The 21,239-nt window shown below is 65.4% G+C and carries 8 protein-coding genes; 3 read left to right on the top strand and 5 right to left on the bottom strand.

The window, feature by feature from the left end:
* Positions 1-35: 35 nt before the first annotated feature.
* A complete protein-coding gene (locus tag CKO42_RS16810; protein ID WP_338034938.1) occupies positions 36-6,215 on the top strand; it encodes an excinuclease ABC subunit UvrA in 6,180 nt (2,059 codons plus the stop codon).
* Positions 6,216-6,322: 107 nt separating this feature from the next.
* Here CKO42_RS16810 and CKO42_RS16805 read toward each other — a convergent pair whose 3' ends face one another.
* The 5 genes from CKO42_RS16805 to btuB form a co-directional block, all read right to left on the bottom strand.
* Positions 6,323-10,951: a hypothetical protein gene (locus CKO42_RS16805; protein ID WP_200246527.1), complete on the bottom strand. Its 4,629-nt coding sequence runs from the start codon at positions 10,949-10,951 to the stop codon at positions 6,323-6,325.
* 262 nt (positions 10,952-11,213) lie between these two features.
* The gene (cobD, locus tag CKO42_RS16800; protein WP_200246525.1) at positions 11,214-12,335 is read right to left on the bottom strand and encodes a threonine-phosphate decarboxylase CobD; all 1,122 of its coding nucleotides are present in this window, start codon (positions 12,333-12,335) and stop codon (positions 11,214-11,216) included.
* A gap of 45 nt (positions 12,336-12,380) precedes the next feature.
* Positions 12,381-12,971: a histidine phosphatase family protein gene (locus CKO42_RS16795; protein ID WP_200246523.1), complete on the bottom strand. Its 591-nt coding sequence runs from the start codon at positions 12,969-12,971 to the stop codon at positions 12,381-12,383.
* Complete coding sequence (locus CKO42_RS16790) at positions 12,971-14,104, bottom strand: nicotinate-nucleotide--dimethylbenzimidazole phosphoribosyltransferase (protein WP_200246575.1); 1,134 nt, start codon at positions 14,102-14,104, stop codon at positions 12,971-12,973. Before CKO42_RS16790 ends, CKO42_RS16795 begins: the two co-directional genes overlap by 1 nt.
* Before the next feature lie 96 nt (positions 14,105-14,200).
* A complete protein-coding gene (gene btuB / locus CKO42_RS16785) occupies positions 14,201-16,069 on the bottom strand; it encodes a TonB-dependent vitamin B12 receptor (RefSeq protein ID WP_200246521.1) in 1,869 nt (622 codons plus the stop codon).
* Positions 16,070-16,456: 387 nt separating this feature from the next.
* Here btuB and CKO42_RS16780 point away from each other — a divergent pair, with 387 nt between their 5' ends.
* Both CKO42_RS16780 and CKO42_RS27410 read left to right on the top strand, forming a co-directional pair.
* Positions 16,457-17,326 (top strand): PhnD/SsuA/transferrin family substrate-binding protein, encoded by an 870-nt coding sequence (locus CKO42_RS16780; protein ID WP_200246519.1) that lies wholly within the window; start codon positions 16,457-16,459, stop codon positions 17,324-17,326.
* A 62-nt stretch (positions 17,327-17,388) separates the two neighbouring features.
* The gene (locus tag CKO42_RS27410) at positions 17,389-21,051 is read left to right on the top strand and encodes an EAL domain-containing protein (protein WP_242479458.1); all 3,663 of its coding nucleotides are present in this window, start codon (positions 17,389-17,391) and stop codon (positions 21,049-21,051) included.
* The last annotated feature ends 188 nt before the right edge of the window (positions 21,052-21,239 follow it).

Raw genomic sequence — 21,239 nt, 5'->3', positions numbered from 1 at the left:
GAGGCCGCTGCCATGGCTCAGATTTAGCGCCCCCCGTGTCCAACGCCCACGACTGCATCCGCCTGCGCGGCGTCCGTCAGAACAACCTCAAGGACCTTGATCTCGACCTGCCGCTCGGCGAGCTGATCGTCGTTACGGGCGTCTCGGGCTCGGGCAAATCCTCGCTCGCCTTCGACACCGTTTACGCCGAAGGCCAGCGTCGCTATGTCGAGACCTTCTCGCCCTACGCCCGCCAGTTCCTCGACCGAATGGACCGGCCCCAGGCCGACCGCATCGAGGGTATCCCGCCGGCGATCGCGATCGACCAGACCAACCCGGTCCGGACTTCCCGCTCCACGGTCGGCACCATGACCGAGCTGACCGATCACCTGAAGCTGCTGTTCGCCCGCGCCGCGCAGCTGTTTTGCCACGGCTGCGGCCGTGAGGTGCGGCGCGACAGCGCTGAAGCGATCTGGGCGACGCTCCAGCGTCGCTTCCATGCGGCAGAACGGCCGGCCGAGCAGAGGCCTCATCGTCAGCCTGTTCAAGATTGCTCGGATGAGGTGGCAGCAGACAGCGCGCCCAATGAGACGCTCGAGACAAGCGAGCGCAACGAAGCGCCACCCCGTGCGCTCATCTGTTTCGAGCTCGCGATACCAGACGGCCTGAGCCCCGAACAGCTCAAGGAACTGCTCGCGCAGCAGGGCTACATCCGCTTCCTGCATGAGGACGACAAACGGCTCGAGGTCATCCAAGACCGGCTGCGGCTCGATGAGGATAACCGCAGCCGCGCCCTGGAAGCACTCGAGGCGGCGCTCGCGCACGGTGGCGGCCGGGTGCGGATCTATCCGCTCGATGCCGAACGCAATCCTGGCCAGCCCTGGCACTTCTCGCGCGACCTGCACTGCCCCGACTGCGACATCGATTACCGCGACCCGATCCCGAGCCTGTTCTCATTCAACTCGCCGGTCGGCGCTTGCGAGACCTGTCGCGGCTTTGGTCGCGTGATCGGTATCGATTGGGATCTGGTGGTTCCGGACGCGCGCAAGTCGCTGCTCGACGGCGCCATCAAGCCGATCCAGTCCGATGGCTATTCGGAGGTCCAAGAAGACCTCATCGCCTTCGCCCATCGGCGCGGCATCCCGACCGACGTCCCCTGGGCCGAGCTGACCGAGGCGGATCGACAGTGGATTCTAGACGGCGAAGGCGACTGGGACGACGACCCGCACAAGCGCGTCTGGTATGGCATCCGCGGCTTCTTCGCCTGGCTCGAAGGGCGTAGCTATAAGATGCATGTGCGGGTGCTGCTCTCGCGCTATCGCAGCTACGACCCCTGCCCCGACTGCGGCGGCGCGCGACTCAAGGACAGCGCCCTAGACTTCCGCATCGGCGATCATGCGCTGGCCGATGCGACGATGGATCGACGTCAACGCTTCCGCCATGCGCGCAGCCGCCTGCCGGAGCAGGCCTGGCTCGGGCTCCCCGGCCTGAACATCCAGGATCTGATGGTGTTGCCAATTGCTGACTTGGCGCGGTTCTTCGGCGGGCTCGCACTGCCCGGCAGCCTGGATCAGGCGATGGAGCTGCTGCTCACGAACATCCGCAGCCGACTGCACTATCTGACCGAGGTCGGACTCGGTTATCTCACCCTCGAGCGCCAATCGCGCACGCTCTCGGGTGGCGAGGTGCAACGCATCAATCTGACCACCGCACTCGGCACCGCCCTGGTCAACACACTCTTCGTGCTCGACGAGCCCAGTATCGGCCTGCATCCGCGCGACATGGATCGGGTCGTGCGCATCCTCGAGCGGCTGCGCGATACCGGCAATACACTGCTGGTCGTCGAGCATGACCCGCAGGTGATGCGAGCCGCCAACCGCATCCTCGACATCGGCCCAGGTCCCGGTGAGCGAGGCGGTCAACTGGTGTTTCAGGGCACGCCAGCAGCCTTGATGCGGGAGCCCGCATCGCTGACCGGCGACTTCCTCGCCGGACTGCGTCAGGTTGCCGAGCCGCGCGATCCACAACCACCGAGCCCAGATGAGCCCAAGCTGCGGATTCGTGGCGCGCGTGAGCACAACCTCAAGGACGTCGACCTGGAACTGCCGCTGCAACGGTTGGTGGTGGTCACCGGCGTCTCCGGCTCGGGCAAGTCGACGCTGGTGCAGCAGGTGCTGTTCCATCATCTGGCCAAGCAGAAGGGCCATCCGGAGGGACCGCTCGGCGACTGCAGCGCGGTCGAGGGCGAAGCCTTGATCAAAGACGTGGTCATGGTCGATCAATCCCCGATCGGCCGCAGCTCGCGCTCAAATCCCGCCAGCTACGTCGGCGCGCTGGACGCACTCCGCAAGCTGTTCGCGGCTGCACCGCTGGCGCGCGAGCGAGGCTTCAAGGCCGGCCACTTCAGCTTCAACGCCGGCCCCGGCCGCTGCCCGACCTGCTCCGGCTCCGGTTTCGAGCACGTCGAGATGCAGTTCCTCTCCGACGTCTACCTGCGCTGCCCAGACTGCAACGGCCGCCGCTACCGGCCTGAAATCTTGGAGGTGCGGTTGCCGCTGCTCGCCTCGCAGCCTGCCGAGGCAGAAACGCGCAAGCCGGCAATCAAGAGCCAGACCGGTTCTGCAACAGCCGACGCCGGTGCCAGCGGCGATGGCAGTCCTATCGGTCCAGCGAAAGGCCCCAACATCGCCGATGTGTTGGAGATGACGGTCGCAGAGGCGCTCATGGCATTCCCCGATCAGCGTGAGCTGCAGCGATCCTTGCAGCCACTCGTCGATGTCGGCCTAGACTATCTGCGCCTTGGCCAGCCGGTGCCGACCCTCTCAGGTGGCGAGGCGCAGCGCCTGAAACTGGCCGGTCATCTGGCGAAGACCGCGGGCCGCAAACCAAAGCGAAACACCAAGGACCAGGGAAAGCGCAAGGGCAAGGATAAGAGCGAGCAGGACAGCAATGCTTCGAGCAAGCTTCAGCCCGGCCTGCTGTTCTTGTTCGACGAGCCGACCACCGGCCTGCATTTCGCCGACATCGCCACCTTGCTTGGTGCCTTTCGGCGCCTTATCGACGCCGGCCACTCGCTGGTCGTGATCGAGCACAACGTCGATCTGATGCGCGCTGCCGACTGGATCATTGATCTCGGCCCGGAGGGCGGTGATGGCGGCGGCGAGATCGTTGCCTGCGGCACACCAAGCATGATTGCCGCCGATCTCAGCAGCCATACCGGAAGTGCGCTGCGCGAAGCGACTGCGCCGCATCACGCGCCCGAGCGGGCGCCGGCCGTCGCCGAGGCACCAGTCGGCTATTCGACCCCGCTCGCCGATAGTCAGCAGGCCCCGGCCGAGGCATCGAGTCAGCAGACCCGAGCCGAGGCATCGAGTCAGCAGGCCCCGGCCGAGGCATCGATCCTGATCCGCCATGCCCGCGAGCATAACCTAAAGGATCTGACCCTCTCGATCCCTCGCGGCCAGTTCATCGTCATCACCGGGGTCTCGGGCAGCGGCAAGAGCACCCTCGCCTTCGACATCCTGTTCGCCGAGGGCCAACGCCGCTACCTGGAGTCGTTGAACGCCTATGCCCGACAGTTCGTGCAACCGGCGGCGCGCGCCGATGTGGATGCCATCTTTGGCATCCCGCCCACGGTCGCGATCGAGCAGCGCAGCAGCCGCGGCGGACCCAAGAGCACGGTCGGGACCAGCACCGAGATCCATCATTTCCTGCGCCTGCTCTACGTGAAGCTCGGCATCCAGCACTGTCCCGAATGCCAGGTGCCGATCCAGCCCCAGAGCCGCGCCGAGATCCTGAACCACATCAGCGATGATTTCCGCGGCCGGCGTTTACGCTTGCTGGCGCCGTTGGTGAGTGCGCGCAAGGGCACCTACGCCGAGCTCGCCGACTGGGCCAAACGGCGCGGTGCCGAGCAGCTCTATGTCGATGGCGCGCTGCAACCGGTCGACCCCTGGCCCAAGCTCGACCGCTTTCGCGATCACTGGATCGATCTACCCTTTGTGCCGCTCGAGATCGATGGCTCGCATCAAGGCCTGCTCGCCGAGCAGCTCGATCAGGCCCTCGCCCTCGGCAAAGGGCTAGTGCGTGCCGTACTTGCCGAGCGGCTCGAGCCCAATCCCAGCGGAACTCCTCGCCCCGCGGGCGATCAACCGCTCACTGGCGCCACCGGACAGGTGATCAGCAGCGACAGCCGGCCGATGCTCAACGGCACCAGCAGCCAGGCGCTCAGCGAGCCGGCGACCAAAGCGAGCGATGAAGCCGACAGTCAAGCGAGCAGCCAAAGGAACGACCAAACGGTGCCGCGCACCTATTCGACGCAACGTACCTGCCCCAGCTGTGGCACCGGCTTCGATGAACCTGATCCGCGTCTGTTCTCCTACAACTCAAAGCATGGCTGGTGCCCGGCCTGTTTCGGCACCGGGCTAAAGCTAAGCGGCTTCGATGCCGAGCAGAGCGGCGAGGAAGGGCAATGGCTCGCCAGCGACGGTGGCAGCCAAGCGCCCTGCCCCAGCTGCCAGGGTCAGCGACTCCGACCGGAAGCCCTGGCGGTGACCTTCCGCGAGCGTTCGATCGCCGAGCTGTCAGCGCTCAGTGTGACCGACGCCGGCAAGCACTTCGCAACCCTAACGCTGAGCGAGCGCGAGGCCGCCATCGGCCGAGACCTGCTGGCCGAGCTGCGCGCCCGCCTCGGCTTTCTAGACCGCCTCGGTCTTGGCTATCTGAGTCTGGACCGGGCCGCTCCCACCCTCTCCGGCGGCGAGGCACAGCGCATCCGGCTCGCGGCGCAGCTCGGCTCCAACCTGCGTGGTGTCTGCTACGTGCTCGACGAGCCCAGCATCGGCCTGCATGCGCGCGATAACGAGCGACTGCTCGAGACCCTTGGCGAGCTGAAAGACAAGGGCAACAGCCTGATCGTGGTCGAGCACGACGCCGCCACCATGCGCCGCGCCGACGAGATCATCGACCTTGGCCCCGGGGCCGGCATCCATGGCGGCAAGATCGTCGCCCGCGGCAACGCCCAAGTGCTCGCCACCAACCCGGCCTCCCTGACCGGTCGTTACCTCGAGTCGCAGCGCAGCCTGGATACAAGCAGCCTGAATACAGAGGCCACCGACTGGCTTCACATCGAAGCGGCCTCGCTGCACAACCTGCAACAGCTCGATGTCGAGATCCCGCTCGCCCGCCTGGTTTGTGTGACTGGTGTCTCCGGCTCCGGCAAGTCGAGCCTCGTGCGCGATGTGCTCGGCGCCTCGCTCAAGACCTTGCTCAGCCAACTATCCGGCAGCACCAGCAGCAATCGCAGCAAGGGCACCAACAGCAGCAGCGGCAGCCGCGCCCCCAAGGCAGCGATCAGCCAACTCATCGGCTGCAATGGCTTACGCGGCTGGCAGGCCCTGAGCCGCGTGCTCGAGGTCGATCAAACGCCGATCGGCAAGACCCCGCGCTCCTGCCCAGCCACCTACATCGGCATCTGGGATCGCATCCGCCGCCTGTTCGCCGCCGCACCGGAGGCGCGCATGCTCGGCTGGGGACCAGGCCGGTTCTCGTTCAATACCGGCGGCGGTCGCTGCCCGGCCTGCGAAGGCCAAGGCGTGCAACGCATCGAGATGAGCTTCCTGCCGGATGTCAAACTGCCCTGTGAGGTCTGCGACGGCACCCGCTTCAATGCCGAGACCCGGCGTATCCAATACCTGGCGAAGGACATCGGCGAGATCCTGGCCATGAGCGTCGATGAGGCCGTCGAGCTCTTTCACGCGCATCCAGGCATTCGTCATCCGCTCGAACTGCTGCAGGCGGTCGGGCTCGGCTATCTGGCGCTCGGCCAAGCCAGCCCGACCCTCTCAGGCGGCGAGGCGCAGCGTCTGAAACTGGTCACCGAGCTGGCCAAGGCACGCCCCACGGCCGATGGCAGCAGCAGTCGTCCGACCCTCTATCTGCTCGATGAACCGACGGTTGGCCTGCACATGGCCGATACCGAGCGCCTCATCGGCGTGTTGCGACGCCTGGCTGAGGCCGGCCATTCAGTCCTGGTGATCGAGCACGATCTGGACCTGATCGCCGCCGCTGACTGGGTGATCGACCTCGGCCCTGAGGCTGGGGTCGAGGGCGGACGACTGGTTGCCGAAGGTCATCCCGCCGAGCTGATCGCCCGAGGGGTCGGCTACACCGCCGAGGCGTTGCGCCAGCATGCGACGGCCGAGACCTTCGTACCATCCAAACCCTGCGGACAATAGCGCACCGGAGCTAAGCCGCAGCTGGCCTGCAAATCGCCAAGACCGAGGCGATCGAGAAAGCCGGGGCAAGCGCCGGTCAGGCCGGGTGCAGCGCGGTCCAGGCTCAGTCAGAGATCAATGCTCAGATTCTGCTCGCTGACCTTACGCTTTAGCGCCTGGCGCCGTGACTGCAGCCAAGGCGTTGGCTCGACGAGCCCCTGCCAACCCCAACGCAGCCAGTCCAGCAAGCGCCAGGCGAGCCAGAGTGCCCAGGCCAGCATCAGCAGTCGATAGATCCAGATCGGCGCCGAGATCACGCTGACCGGTGCCGTCTGCTCGCCGTTGCGATCGAGGTACCAATTCAGCTCGGTTGCACTCGAGCCATTTCCAGCGACCTGCATCGACGGACTCCCCAGCAGCCCCTGTTGCACGGCGACTAAGAGCGCAGCGAGCGCGATGATGGTCAGCCCCACCAGCGCGACCTGGGTGAGATTGAACCGCCACGGCGCGATCGCTGTTCCAAGCCGCCGGCGCGCGCCGAGCGCAAACAGCCAGAGCACGACGAGCGCGCCCACCCAGACCGAGACCTGACTAAGGCCAACGCCAAGCAAGAGCCAATCGGCAAAGCCCAGCGGTGTCAGACGCGCGCGAGCGAGCAAAAAGGCGATGATGGCAATCACCACCAGGAGGCCCCAGAACTGCACCGCCGGTCCGATGCCAGGTCCAGCGGTCCACAACAGCCAGCGATCGGCGCCGAGCCGCACCTGGGTCTCGGCATTAACACCCGCAACGCCGAGACCGACCGGGCTCGGTCGATAAACCAGGCCAAGCCCTTCGGACGCCACCCAATCGAGCGCGATCTCCTGGGTTCCCGGCGTCAATGCCAGGTCCACCGCGTTGCCCTGGGTGATCAATGGCCATTGCTGCCCATCAACGCTGAGTCGAGTCGGCTCGGCCCCCTGCGGGAGCCGCAACAGATGCCGACCGCCCTGACTGCTGCGTAGACTCAGCTCGAGCCGGGCCTCGGTCGAGTGCGAGCTCGGCCGCACCTGATAGCGGCTACGATCCAAGGTCAGCGTGGGTCCAGCGACGGCCAGCGGCCGTGACAGACTCAGGCGCAGCACCTCGCCTGGCCAGGGCCGATAGGTCGGCAGCCAAGCAGCGTCACCCGCGGGCGGCTGCACGGCCGGCACACCCTCGGCGCTCAGGTGCCAGATCGGACTGACCTGGAGACGCCATGCTTCGGTCAGCCGCGGGTCCGTCGACGCGCTGAGCGCCAGACGATCAACCGGACGCAATGCGGAGTTCCAGCGCATGCGCGCACGCCCCGGGGGCAGTGAGACCAGAACCCCGGCCTCGTTGACCTGGGCCCCAGCCGTCGTCACCGACTCGCCTGGAATCAGGGCCACTCGCACCGTGACCGACTGGTCGAGCGGCGAGAGCCGCTCGACCTCAGTCGTCAGGCCCCAGTCGATGCCGAAGCGCAGCGTCCGCGTGATCTTGAGCAGTGGCGGTAACGCGGTCTCTGCGTCCGACGCATCCGGTACACCTGATACGCCTGATACACCTGATACATCCGACGATAGGCCCGAATCGAGGCCGTTGCTCGGCACGGCCGGCACACCGCCATTGCTCGGCACGCCGCCTTGACGGCTAAGCCGCAGCTGATCGCCAGGCGCACCATCCGCCCCAACGCCTTCCAGCTGCCAGCTTGCATCAAGACTCGCCTCGACCAGGCGTGGGCGCAGCGGCAACGGGATCTCGATCTGCTCGGCGCTGCCCAGCGGCCCGGACAACAGCAGCAGATGGCGACCTTGCGGCACCGGTACCGCAAGGTCGCCATTGGGCAGCCGCAGCAAACGCCCCAAGGCCTCGCCGTCCAGCTGCACCAAGGCCGGTGACCAGCCACTGCGGGCGCCTGGGACCGGTAAGGCCACGGCCTCAGCAGCATCTATGGCCAGCAGCAGGCGTAGCTCGGTCGCCGATGCATCCAGCACCAGCTGTGCGATCTCGGCGCAGTGCGGAACGCAATCCGGTGGCTCCAGCAGCCGCTCTCGAAGCTGCTCGAGCAGCGCTGCCGGAGGGAATGCGGCATTTACCAGCGGAAGCGAAGGCGTCGGCTCCGGGTTGGAAGCCGGCTTTGGCGTGACGCTGGCCAAGAGCTTCGGCGTGACAGCGGTAGCCAAAGGCCTCGAGGTAACGGTGACCAACGGCTGGGCATCTGAGCCAAGCGACGGCACTGCTCGAGGCGCTAGGTGTCGATCGGGCGCGGACTCAAGACCCGCAGTAGACCAAGAAGCAGCGAGAGCAGGGCTTGGCGCGAGCCAGATGCCGGCGATCAGGCCAATCCCGAACAGGGACAGGACCCCGCGTTGATCAGCCTTCATCCGCATCGGCAGCCGATCAGCGAGCCGCAGCCCCAGCAGCGGCACAAGCAGCAGCGTCACGATCGCTAGCCCCAGCGCCGCCGAGGCTGGCATCAACCAGAGCCGCAATCGATGCTCGGGCGGCATCGGCCCGCTCCAGCTCAGCTCAAAGCGGCTCCAGGTCCAGTCTGGCACCCCAGCGCCGGTCTGCAGCTGAGCCTCTGGATCAAGGGTTGGCAGCGGCCTTGGGCTCGCATCCGGAACAGCCTCAGACAGCGCCCCGGAGCGCTTGCTCAGTATCGCGCCGACTGCCGCTGGCGCCGGTGCGGTCTGCGGCATACGGCTAGCCTCGAGGTCAGCGACACGCACAGCAGCGCCATCACCAAACGCACCCAGGCTAACCAGACCGCCACCCTGGCGTTCCAGCTGCGGAAAGAGTCCATCGCGCATCTCACTGACCAGAAACGGGATCGCAATCAGTGCCAGGGTCAGCAGCGCGAGCTGATAATAGAGTCGCACCAGACCACCCAGCCAGCTCGGGCCGCGCTGGGCGGCCACCGTTTGCTCGTCGGCAGCACCCGCACTCGCGCCCGGCGACGAGCTCGGCGGCATATTGGGCGACATATTGGGCGTCATGCTAGGCGCCGAGCCAGGCGTCAGGCTAGGCATCTTATCGGGCGTCGAGTCGGAGCCAGAACGCTGCGGCAGCAGGCTGACCAGTGCCGCCGCGGCGATCAGGTTCAGCCAGGCCCAACGCGGCGCGCCTGGCTCCTGCCAGGTCAACACCAGTGTCAGCAGCGCGAGCAGCCCCCAAGGCCAGCCCCAGACGCGCGCGACCGCCAATGCCGCGATCAGCACCAGAAAGATGTCCAGCAGCGTCCAGCGCGCGAGCCAGCTATCGGGCAGATTATCGACACCGTCGACGGCCAGCAGATCCCAACCGGGCGGCAGATCGAGCCAAGTCCTGGCGCTGCTCAACGGCAGGCTCCAACCCGAGCCGGGAACATCCAGCTGCCAACCAACCGGACCGCTATTGATACGCGCATCCGCCGTGAGCTCGAGCCGACCACCGCGCAGCTCAACACCTTCGCGCTCATCCTGCCCAGCGAGACGGGTGATCAGCCGCGGCTCGCCGTCGACGCGCACCTGCCCGAGCACCAGCGGCGGCTCCGCATCGATCCGCCAGCGCTCCTGCACCACTCCGCTGAGCCGATCGCGCAGACTCAGCCCAGCGCCATCGAAGTCCAGCCGCAGGGAGCGCTCGAGCCGCACCTGATCCACCCCCGAGGCGCCACGGCTCAGCGGTTCGAGCTTTAGGGCCTGCCCGGCGCGGAGCAGATAGGCCGGCAGCTGCTGCCACGCCGATGGCAGACGAGTCTGGCGCGGGTCGATCGGGTCCGCACCGCTGATCTCGACTTGGCGCAGAGCCGGCTGGGCTGCGAAGACCCAAACCTCCTGCACGGGCCAATCCGAGGCCCCGGTCTCCGACCGCTGCGGTAGGCTAAGCGCAGCCACTGGACCAGGATGATGGCTCTCCAACGTCAGCTCCCAACGGCCGGGTCGCAGCTGCAGCTGCAACAGGGACGCGGCTTGATCGGACTGCTGATCCGGCTCGGCATCAGGCCTCGCACCAGACGCTTGGATTTCGGGCTGGCGCACCTCGACCAAGCGCGCCGGCAACGGACTCTCGAGACGCAAAGGTATGCCGCCCGGCAGGACGACCGGCCCCAGCAGCAGCTCGCGCGGCTGACCCGAGACCTCGAGCAACAGACGCGTCTGCACCCTCAGCGGCACCGAATCCTCGATGCGGCGCATCACCTCGAGCGAGAGGGTATCCGGCTCCTGCCGCGGCAACGGCCCCCGCTTTGCGCCCAGCCAAACCCCGCCCTTGGTATCCAAGCGCGGCTGATCGATCGTTCTCCCGTTCAGACTCAGGCTGAGCAGCCCGATCTCGGCCGGCACCCGCAGCACATCAGGCCGCCTCGGCCAAGCAAAACGCCCGCGAACCACAACCTCACCCGCGCCGAGCTGAATCATCGGCCGCCCATCGCGCTCGACCACCGCGATCGGCAGATCATTCGCACTCACCTGCTGCGGCCATTGTCCGCGCCCACCGGGCAGCGGCAGCCAGCTCTCCGCGGCCAGCGTCCAGGCCTGCTCGAAACGGCCGCCGTTGTCGTCGAGTTCAAGCCGCAGCAGACCCGGCCAGGTGCAGACGCGATCAGCCGCGCCGACCGCGCCGAGCGAACAGGCGCGTTGATCCTCGCCATCCAACACCCAATCGACCCAAGGCGCGAGTGGAGCCGGTATCGTTGGCCCTCCATCGGCGGAGGCTGCACTCAGCACCGCGAACAGGCCGAGCTGCAGCAAGACCAGAGGTAGGAGCAGCAACTGCCGTCGCGGTTGCGGTTGCCGCAAGCCCCGCTGCGGTGCAAGCAATGGCAACAGATAAGCGAGCCGGATCGGTGAGCCATCGCGCAGGCTTCGTTGCTGAGCAGTCGGCAAACTCTGAGAAAACAGCATAGCCTGGTGACCCCCGAGAGCTGTCAAGGAACGTCCGAAAGCCGCCTGGCATCGGTCTAAAGAACATAGCGCATCGCCAGTTAAGACGATGGAGCGCTTGTTCGCCCCTAGCTGCGCAGGTGATAAGCGATCAGAGCAAGTGCCTCATCGCCGCCAATAATCGCCGATTATCGGCCTCGATGCGCACTGCGATACGCAGATAGCGCGCATCGAGTCCCGCGTAATTGTCACAGACACGCACGGCGATACCCTCCGAACACAGCAATCGCGCAGCGAGGTCGGTCGCTGTCGGCGCCTGCTCAGGCAGTCGTAACAACAGATAATTGGCCGCGCTATCGATGACCTCCAGACCAAGCCGGCGCAACGCCTCGGTCAGCCGGCGACGCTCGGTGCCGATCAACGCGCGCGTGCGCTGTGAGAACTCAGGCAACGCCGGGTCGTTGAGGATCGCCGTGCCCGCCGCAGCGGCCAGGCTGTTGACCGACCACTCCGGGAGTAACCGCGTGAACGCGGCAGCGCGCGCCGGCGCCAAGACCGCATAGCCGAGCCGCAAACCAGCGAGCGCATAGAATTTGGTCATCGAGCGGATGACGATGAGATTCGGAAGCTCCCAGCGGACCGCGGATTCCGTCCCGCTGACGAAATCGATGAAGGCCTCGTCGATAGCCCAATCGACCTGCGGATGGTCGATCACAGCCCGGCGCAGCGCCTCGGGATCGACCAGGCGACCGGTCGGGTTGTTGGGCTGACCGATCCAGACCAGATCACCCGCGCGAAGCTGCGTCGAGAGATGTCCAAGATCGAGTTCGAAACCATCCTCCGGCAGGAGCGGAATCGACACCAGCGGTCGCTGCCAGACCTCAGCGGCGCGCCCATAATCGAGGTAGGCTGGCGCGGTGACCAGCACCCGCCTGGCATCGACCAGCCGCGGCAGCCACCAGATCAGCTGCTCGGCGCCATTCCCGACCAGGATCTGATCAGGCGCAACGCCTAGATGTTGGCCGATCGCGGCCCGTAACGCCGTGCAGGCCGGATCGGGATAATGACCAAGGGCATCGATGCCGGCGATCAAGGCCGCGCGCGCAGCCGCGGGCATGCCGAGCGGGTTGATATTGGCGCTGAAATCAAGCAGCGAGTCGGCTACGCGGCCGCTGCGGCGCGCCAGCACCTCAAGGTTACCGCCGTGGCGAAGGCTATCCTGGCCATCCTGCTTAGTCTGCTTATTCTGCTTAGCCCGAAACAAGCGGCTCATCATCCAAGTTGGTGGCGATGCGCTGCGTTCATGATCCCCACCGGATCAGCAGCCATGAGCGATCAGGCTTGGCAGGCCGCCCTCGGCGGGCAGCCGTACACGCGAGCGACAGGCGGTTGGTACCTCGAGCAGGATTAGCCGCTCGGCGGGGATGCCGAGCAGCTCGCCCAAGATGACTCGGATGACGCCTCCATGCGTGATCAGCAACAGGTGATCTCCGCTCCCGGCCAGGAGCCGACACCAGGCATCGATCACACGCTGGCGAAAGACCGCAAAGGGCTCCGAACTCGGCGGATCGTAGCCGCTCGGGTCGGCCCAAAAACGAGCCAGGTCATCGAGCGGAATCTGATCCGCGCGCAGCCCTTCCCAGGCGCCGAAATCGCGCTCGCGCAAGGCCTCGACCTGCTCGACCTGCAGCCCGAGCCGTTCTCCAAGCCAGTCAGCAAAGGCCGCGCAGCGCGAAGCCGGCGAGCAGAGGATGCGATCCCAGCGGCTGAGTCCTCCGGCTGTTTGATCGGCCGTCGCAGCCTCAAGCTGCGACCATCCCATCGCGCTGAGCGGATCATCGCGCCGGCCGCGAAAGCAGGCGCCGCCGGCGACCTCACCGTGACGGATCAGATCGACCAGGCGAGACATTAGCTGGCCTGAGCGGCGACGCCCGCCTCAGCAAAGGTCGCCATCTGCGCGTGCAGCGCACAGGCCAGACGCAACAGCGGTACCGCCGCTGCGGCGCCGCTGCCCTCGCCCAAGCGCATGCCGAGATCCAGCAACGGCCGCAGCCCGATTGCCTCGACCATCGCCCGATGCCCGGGCTCAGCGGAGGCGTGCGCAAGCAACATCCAATCAACCGCACCCGGGCAGAGCCGGCTCGCGACCAAGGCTGCCGCCGTGCTGATGAAGCCGTCGACGAGCATCGGCAGCCCTTGCTGAGCACAGGCAACATAGGCGCCCGCCATCGCGGCGATCTCGAAGCCGCCAAGCCGCGCTAGCGCACTGAGCGGATCGGCGAGTGGATCGCCAAGCTGGTTGCCAGGCAGACCGCCAGGTAGATTGCCAGGTAGATTGCCAGGCTGATCGCCAAGCTGGTCACGATGCAGCGTCAGTGCTCGCTCGATCAGCGCGCGCTTGCGCTCGATGCCGCTGCGATCAAGCCCGGTGCCAGGGCCGACCAGCTCCACGACCGGCAGCGCCAGCAGTGCGCAGGCGAGCGCCGTTGCCGGGGTCGTGTTACCGATCCCCATCTCTCCCGCAATGAAGAGCTCGGCGCCAGCCGCACGCGCCCGCTGCACCGCCGCTTTACCCTCAGCCAGCGCCAGCGCGAGCTGCTCAGCCGACATCGCCGGACCTTCGGCAAGGTTGGCGCTGCCGGCGTCTATCACCGCATCCCGGATCAGCGGATGCGCCGGCACGGGCGCCACGGTGCCAAGATTGATCAGCTCGATCCCGGCGCCGATCTCCCGTGCCAGCACACTGATGGCGGCGCCACCGGAGGCCATGTTGGCGACCATCTGCGCCGTGACCGCCTGCGGGAAGGCCGAAACCCCCGACGCGGCAACCCCATGGTCGGCGGCAAACACGGCAATCTGTACCTGCCCCAACGCTGGCTGCTCACGCCCTTGCAGGGCGGCGAGTTGAATCGCGATGTCTTCCAGCCGGCCGAGTGAGCCTAGCGGCTTGGTCAGCTCGCCCTGGCGGCTGATGGCGGCTTCGCGAGCATCCAAGTCGACCGCTGCGGCGGGGGCATGAAGCCATTCGAGATCAAGATTCACGAGATCAGGATTTACGAGATCAGGATTCAACGGGTATTCCTCGGGCGTGGTGGGTCGCCGTTCTTGAGGCGCACCTAAGGCGCACCTAAGGCGCCTCTAAGGCGCATAGCGCAGCGCGACAAAGAACGTGCGGCCGGGCTGGTTGAAAAACGCCGCGGTCTCATACTGCTCGTCGAATAGATTCTCGACTCGACCCTCGATCCGCAGGGCGTCAGTGAAGGCGTAATCAGCACGCAGATCGAACAGCTTGTAGCCATCCAGTCGCACCGTGTTAGCGTCGTTATCGAAGCGTCGGCCAGCCGCGAACAGAGTGCCACCAATGCCAATCCGGCCGAACTGCCGGTCGGCGTCGAGCCTCAAGGTCTGCTCGGCACGGCGTGGTAGCAGGTTGCCGTCGTTGGGCCCTTCGCTCTCGTTGCGTGGATCGAGCAAGGTCAGGTTGGCATCGAGCAGCCAGCCCGCCAACTCAGCCGTGCCCCAAAGCTCGACGCCACGGATGCGTGCCCGATCAATATTCATCGGCGAGTAGGTCGCGGCATCGAACGCGATCAGATCATCGATATCGGTCTGGTAGGCATTCAGCGCCCAATCACCCCAACCATGGCGGCCCGAGACGCCAAGCTCTAGGCTGCGCGAGCTCTCCGGCTCGAGGTCGGGATTGCCGTAACCGGGATAATAGAGGTCGTTGAAGGTCGGCGCCTTGAAAGCGGTACCGTAGGCGGCGGTCAGGCGTAGCCCATGAGTGAGCTCATAGCCCCAGAGCGCGTTGCCGGTGGTTTGGCCGCCGTACTGGTCGTTGTCGTCATGGCGCAGGCTGAGCTGAAGATCCTGGCCCAGCAGGCGACCAAGGTACTGGCCGAAGGCGCCCGTCGTCTCGCGCGAGGTCTCGTTATAGGCGGTCGGGGTGCTGAGCTCATCGCGCAGGTAGTCGATGCCAATGGTTGCCAGTTGCTGTGGCGCGAAGGCGATATCGTTCTGCCAGCTGAGCTGATCGCGTCGGGTATCGAGCCGGTTGATGAACACACCATCAGCGAACACCTCGCTATCGTCCCAGCTACGACCAGCGCGCAAGGTCAGCGTCCAGGGGTCGAGTGGCTTGGCGACCAGGCTCGCGCCCGCCACCTGCAGCACCTGGCGCTGTTCGTTGCCATAGAACAGGCTACCGTCGTAGTCGAGATCGCCAACCGAGCGCAGGAAATTGACATCCAGCTCGAGCCGATCAGAGAAGGCCCAGCCAGCACGCAGGGAGCCATTGCCGTTGCTGTAGCCGTCATCATCGAATTCGTAGACGCCGCAGCCGCCACCTCCGACACTCCGCGGTTGGCCGTCGCAGACGTTAAAGCCTTGGGTCTGCTCGAAGCCAAGTCCGGCATCGAACCAGCCCGTCCCATAGGCGGTCTCGGTGCCGGCGGACAGACCAAACTGCGCGTTCGCGGTGTTGTAGGTGCCGGCGCCGAGCAGCAGCCTTGGTGTCAGCGGACCACCCTGGCCTCGGCGCGTGAAGACCTGGACCACGCCACCAATGGCCTCCGAGCCATAGAGACTGGAGCTGGGACCGCGCACCACCTCGACCCGCTCGACCTGCCCCAGCGGAATCGAGGCCCAAGGCAGGAAGCCACTGCTCGCCGAGCCGATGCGCACCCCATCGATCAGCAGCAAGCTGTGGTCGGGCCGGGTGCCGCGCAGATAGACCGAGCTGTTGTGCCCAAGCCCACCATTGGTCACAACCTCGACGCCAGGCAGCCCGCGCAAGACGTCCGTCATGCTGCGCGACTGACGCCGTTCGATCTCGGCACGATCGATCACCGTGACCGAGGCCAGCGTCTCGTCGTCGGTCTGTGCCGTGCGCGTGGCGGTCACCACGATCGGGTCAAGCTCACCGACGGCTTCGACCTGAGCAAAGACCGACTGGGTAGCCATCGCCAAAACGATCGCGAGCCCCGGAATCGAGACAGACAGCTTCATTCAACATCCTACAGGCGGCGCGACCTAGGAGTCGGGCCGCAAAAAAGCCGTCTAGTATAGGCAGAGACGCGCTCGCGCCGCTTGACGCTCGTCAGCAGGCATCGCAGCGAAATCGGGAGCTGTTAACGCCCTGCTGTCCAGGCCCTGCTGTTAAGATCTGTGCCAAGCACGCAACAAGCACGCAAAGCGGCTACGCATGATGACTTGTGATTTCGGATCACATGGGCTATCAATACTTAGGATTATCTGTCTTCTTCGTCGGCAGAGCCTATCCTTTTGCGATGGTCCCACATGCGCTTTGCGAATGGTTGGTGCGGCACTCGTGACCCCTATGATGAGAATATGCACCTTTTTGGATCTTACCCGCGACTGTCTGGTCGTCGTCAGATGGCCCGGTTTGCAAGAGCGGTCACAGCGCTGTGCTTCATCCTCTTACCCTCGGCTGGATCGTCGGCGACCGAGTCGACGGCCGAGCCGGCATTGGTCTACGCGCCCCTGCCGCTGGAAAACCCCTCGCTGACCCAAGCGCGCAATCAGCCACTGGCCGATCTACTGGCGCAGTTACTGCAGCGCCCCCTCGAGATGCGTCTGTACCCCGACCATGCCGCCCTACTCGATGCCATCACAGGCGGCGCCGTCGACCTCACCGAACTTGGCCCACTGCCGTTCCTGTTGGCGCGCGAGTCGATGCCTCACCTGCAGGCGCTGGCGACCTTCCGTGAAGCGGACGGGCGAACCGATTATCGCTGTGTTCTCGTGGCTCCGGTCGATGGCCTGAGGGCGCTCTTCCAGGTCGCCGGCCGCGAGCAGCCGCTAACGCTGGCACTGACGCGCCGGGAATCGACTTGCGGACCGACCGCCAGCTTCTGGCTGCTGGCCGAGCACGGCATCATTCCGGCCGCTGTTCAAGCGACGTACCAGGGTGGTCATGACGAGGTGGCGCTGGCCGTGCTGCGGGAGTCCTTTATGCTCGGCGGGGCCAAGGAAACCCTGGCGCTGAACTTTCACGGGCTGGGCTTGCGGGTGCTCGCGGCGTCGGAGCCGGTCCCCGGCTTCGTCCTGGCCGCCAACACCGAGCGCCTGGGCGTCGAGACGTTCAACCTGTTGCAGGCGGCGCTGCTTGCCCTGCCCGAAGATCAGCTTGCCCTCCTGCAGAATGGCCGTCATGGCTTCGCGGCCTTCGAACGCCGACTCTTCGAGCGTATTGAAGCCATGCGCGCATTTGCTGCCGACTGGCTCGATCAGGTCGCGCCCTAGTGCCTCTGCCTGTTAGAGGAATCGGAGCGAACGGGGGCAGCGGCAGCAAGGTCTTCCACAGGATGACCAAAGCCCCAGCAGTCCTGCGGCGACGCCGCTGGGGGTGGGCGCTGGCCTTGGCCTGGCTGCTCGCCGCCCTCATGGCGCTGGGCCTGTTCTGGGTCGAGCATGCCAAGTCGGTGCAGGCGCTGCTGGAGCGCAATCTGTCGACGCTGGCGATCAGCTGGCAAGCGATACAGGCCCTGCAGCGCAATACGGTGGTGACCTATTTCGAGGAATATGTCGAGCAGCCGCGCACCATGGCCTTGCTACAGGCCGCGCAAGATCCCGCTCAGATCGACGCGGCGCGCCTGCAGTTGTTCCGGCATCTGAGCCCGGCCTATGCGCGCATGGTCGAGCGCGGTCTGCGCCAGTTCCACTTCCACCGCCCCAATGGCGACAGTTTTCTACGCTTTCATCATCCGGCGCGTTTCGGCGACAACCTACTGGCCGTGCGCGCATCGATTCGCATCGCCAATACCGAGCTCGAGCCGGTGTTTGGGTTTGAGGTCGGGCGCGTGGTGTCCGGCTACCGTAGCCTGTTTCCGATCATCGATGAACAGGGCCGGCATTTGGGCAGCGTGGAGTTCAGTCTGCCGTTCAAGGCCCTGCTCGAAGAGCTACAGGCGCTGATGCCGCGGCATGCGTTCCAGTTGCTGCTGCATCAGCAACGCCAGCGCGACATCCTCTTCGATGAGCAGCAGGGCCTGTACGCCGCCTGGCCGGCGTCGGCGGCCTTCCTGATCGAAGACCCACACCGCCTGCGGGCGGATTCACCACCACCGCTGCCGGCGGCGATCGAGCCACTGATCGCGCGCCTCGGCGAGCGCCCGGCGCTTATCGAGCGGCTGCGGCAAGGCCAGCCACAGGCGTTTCGACTGCGCGCGGATCATCGCCACCATTACGCGGTGCTCGCGATACCAGTGCGCGACCCCGGTGAGGCCGAGGTCGGCATGCTCGTCGCGTATGTGGTTGAGCCGGGCTTATCCGCGCTGGATCAGGCGTTGCTGGTGCGTGTCATCGGCACCTGGTTGGCGTTGCTGGTCGTGGCCCTGGTGCTGTTTTTTCTGCTGCGCGCGCTGGACGAAAAGCTCAGCGAGCGGCATCGCCTCAAGGTGATTGCCGACACCCTGGGCCAGGGGCTCTACCTAACCGATGCCGAGCACCGGATTGTCACCGCCAATCCCTATGCCCAGGATCTGCTCGGCTACAGCGACAGGGATCTCGTGGGCCAGTCACCGCATGAACTGTTTCACCACCATGAGAATAAGGAGAGCGCTGGCATGGCTGTCGGGGGGGCAGAGCCACCCTGCCCGATCATCCAGAAGTTGCGCGCCGGTCAGGAGTATCGCAAAGAAACCGCATTCCGGCGCGCTGATGGAGACTGCTTCGAGGTCTTGGTGGTCGCCCGACCCCTGATGCAAAACGGCAGCTTCGCGGGTGCCGTCACCCTGTTTGAGAATATCCATGAGCGCAAACAGGCCGAAGCCCGGCTACAACTCGCCGCCAGTGTCTTCGAGCACACCCATGAAGGCATCGTCATCACCGACGCCCAGGCCAAGATCATCGATGTGAATGCGGCCTTTACCCGCATCACCGGCTACCCGCGCGAGGACGTCCTTGGGCGCAATCCGCACCTGCTGAATTCCGGTCGACACCCTAAGGCCTTCTACCAGCAGATGTGGCAGATCCTGCAGACGCAGGGACGCTGGAGCGGCGAGATCTGGAACCGACGCCAAAATGGCGCCGAGTATGCCGAGCTGCTAACCATCAGTACGGTGTACGATGCAGCGGGTCAGATACAACGCTACATCGCGGTGTTCTTGGACATCTCGGCACAGAAAAAGCACCGTCAGGCGATCGATGCCATCTCCCAGACCATCGCCGCCGAGTACAGCGTAGAATCGATCCTCGCCACCACCTGCAAACACCTTGGCGAGGCCTTGGGGGCGGACCGAGCGCTGGTCTACGACATCGATTTCAAGCAGCAACTGATCATCGGTCTGCATGAATGGCTCAATCCCGCACATCCCAACATGCCCTCCTCCATCGGTCGCTATCCGCTGGCCACATTCAGGAGCGGGGTCACCTACATACGCCAACAGCGCACCTGGCTGGTCAGCCACGCCGATGCCATCCACCCGGCGTTGAGTGCGGATGGTTCGGCGGCCATCCTGCATGAACGGATGCACATTGGCAGCCTGTTTTGGTATCCCTTCAGCCTGCGCGAGGACGGTTACCATCTGCTGGTGTTCAACTGGTTAAATCCCCAGCCGGTGCCGGATGAACACCAACTCGGGTTCATCACCTCCGCCGCCGGACTCGCGGAACTGGCCCTCAACAAGATCCGCATGCTGGAGCAACACCAGCAGCAGTTGCAACAGATTGCCCACTTCGACACCCTCACCGGCCTGCCCAACCGCGTGTTGTTGATCGACCGGTTACGGCAAGCGATGGCGCAGACCAGCCGTCGGGGCGAGCGCATGGCCGTGGTCTATCTGGATCTGGATGGCTTCAAGGCCGTCAATGACACCCATGGCCATGAGGTCGGTGATCGCTTGCTGGTCGGCGTCGCGAAGAGATTGACAGGGGTGCTGCGCGAGGGCGACCTCCTGGCGCGCCTAGGCGGCGATGAATTTGCCGTGGTGTTCATGGATGTTCCGCCTCTCGAGGCCAGCTTGCCCTTACTACAACAGTTGCTGCTGGCCGCCGCCGAGCCACACCATGAACAGGGGCTTCAGTTACAGGTCTCGGCCAGTCTTGGGGCCTGTCTGTATCCGCAAACCGAGCCGGTCGATGCCGATCAATTGCTGCGCCAGGCCGATCAGGCCATGTATCAGGCCAAGCTCACCGGCAAGAATCGTTATCATCTCTTTGACGACGCCTATGACCGTCAATTGCGCGAGCGTCATGAAGGCCGCGAATGCATTCGCCACGCGCTCGCGCGGCAAGAATTCGTCCTCTACTACCAGCCCAAGGTGGATATGCGTGACGGCAGGGTGATCGGCGCCGAGGCGCTGATCCGCTGGCAACACCCCGAACGCGGCGTCTTACCCCCAGGCGTGTTCTTGCCGCTCATCGCCAATGATCCGCTGATCGTGGCGCTGGGCGATTGGGTGATCGAGGCGGCGCTAGCGCAAGTCAGCGCCTGGCGCGCCACCGGTCTGGTGCTGCCGGTCAGCGTCAATGTCGATGCCCTGCAACTGGCCCAGGCCGATTTCATCGCCAAACTGAGCGCGGCCTTGGCGCGTTATCCGCAGGCGCACCCCAGCGATCTGGAATTGGAGGTGCTGGAAACCAGCGCCCTGGAGGATATCGTCGCGGTGACCAAAACCCTGCGCGCCGTCCAAGCGCTGGGCCTGTCCTTGGCGCTGGATGACTTTGGCACCGGCTACTCCTCGCTGAGCTACCTGAAACGCCTGCCGGTGGAAACCATCAAGATCGACCAGAGCTTCGTGCGCGATATGCTGGATGACCCCGATGATCTGGCGATTCTCGAGGGCATCATCAGTCTGGCCGCCGCGTTCCGGCGTCAGGTGCTGGCCGAAGGCGTGGAGACCGCCGCCCACAGCGAACGCTTGCTGCAGCTCGGCTGCACCCTCGGCCAAGGCTATGCGATCGCCCGCCCGATGCCCGCCGATGACATCTCTAGCTGGTGCGCGACCCGGAGGGTCGGCACCGCTTGATGAGGCTCCGGCTCTGACCCGATCGGCATCCTGTGCTGCGCTGGCCAGAGGTCAGTCCCGCTCATTGAGCCTCCGGCGCCATGCGCTCATGCAAGCCCCGGATGAGATACCCTAACGCTCACAGCGCGGCGCCACCCCGGACAATGAATCGCGTCAGATTCACCTTAACGCGCACCTCCAACAACGAC

The sequence above is a fragment of the Lamprobacter modestohalophilus genome (genome assembly GCF_016583905.1).
GTDB classification, from domain to species: Bacteria; Pseudomonadota; Gammaproteobacteria; order Chromatiales; family Chromatiaceae; genus Lamprobacter; species Lamprobacter modestohalophilus.
This window is presented reverse-complemented; position numbering and strand designations above follow the sequence as displayed.

Bases quoted from the DNA above. Each gene is read 5' to 3' on its own strand.
- btuB (WP_200246521.1), bottom strand. From the start codon at position 16,069: ATGAAGCTGTCTGTCTCGATTCCGGGGCTCGCGATCGTTTTGGCGATG.
- CKO42_RS27410 (WP_242479458.1), top strand. From the start codon at position 17,389: ATGACCAAAGCCCCAGCAGTCCTGCGGCGACGCCGCTGGGGGTGGGCG.
- cobD (WP_200246525.1), bottom strand. From the start codon at position 12,335: ATGAGCCGCTTGTTTCGGGCTAAGCAGAATAAGCAGACTAAGCAGGAT.
- CKO42_RS16780 (WP_200246519.1), top strand. From the start codon at position 16,457: ATGGCCCGGTTTGCAAGAGCGGTCACAGCGCTGTGCTTCATCCTCTTA.
- CKO42_RS16795 (WP_200246523.1), bottom strand. From the start codon at position 12,971: ATGTCTCGCCTGGTCGATCTGATCCGTCACGGTGAGGTCGCCGGCGGC.